The organism is Vibrio sp. 1078-1 (assembly GCF_033340475.1).
On sequence record NZ_JAWOWM010000733.1, the window covers coordinates 1 to 554 of the forward strand.

The 554-nt window shown below is 48.0% G+C and carries 1 protein-coding gene; it reads right to left on the reverse strand.

The features are described from left to right. Positions 1 to 40: 40 nt before the first annotated feature. Positions 41 to 554, reverse strand: a 514-nt coding sequence (locus R7190_RS29775) for an RpiB/LacA/LacB family sugar-phosphate isomerase (protein WP_318138195.1), incomplete at its 5' end; no start/stop codon positions are given.

The window sequence follows — 554 nt, forward strand, 5'->3', positions numbered from 1 at the left end:
CAATGGCTGGCCTTAACCTATTTCCCGATAAAATGAGTGCTTAGTCTAGTAGCGACTTCACATATTCTGCAATTTCAGGTACTTGGCAGTGCGCAAAGAAACACTCTTGGAATTGCGTGCTGCCTACTGCAGTTTTCACTAGCTCTTGGTCGATAGCACGTAGACCTTCAACCACGTCTTTTGCTACCGCTGATTTCACGTTGTTTAGGATAGCCGCGTTCGCTTGCTGAGGTGCTGCACGCTCAATTGGGTAACCTTCGCCGCGTTTGCCTGTGAACGCTTTTTCGAAGATGTAACGAACGTTCAATTCACCCGCCCAACCAAAACCTTTCGCAAATGCCAAAGAAATCGCATTGCCGTTATTGATTTGGTTGAACAGGAACGCGTCTGATGGCTCAAGGCAGTAACCACAAACAACGCCTGGGTGTAGGTTGCAAGACATCAATGCACCTTGGCCAGTACCACAACCAGTTACCACGAAGTCCACGGCTTTTGAGTTCAGCAGAATGCTCGCCATGATACCTAGGTGGATGTAAGTTAGGTGATGGTCGTTT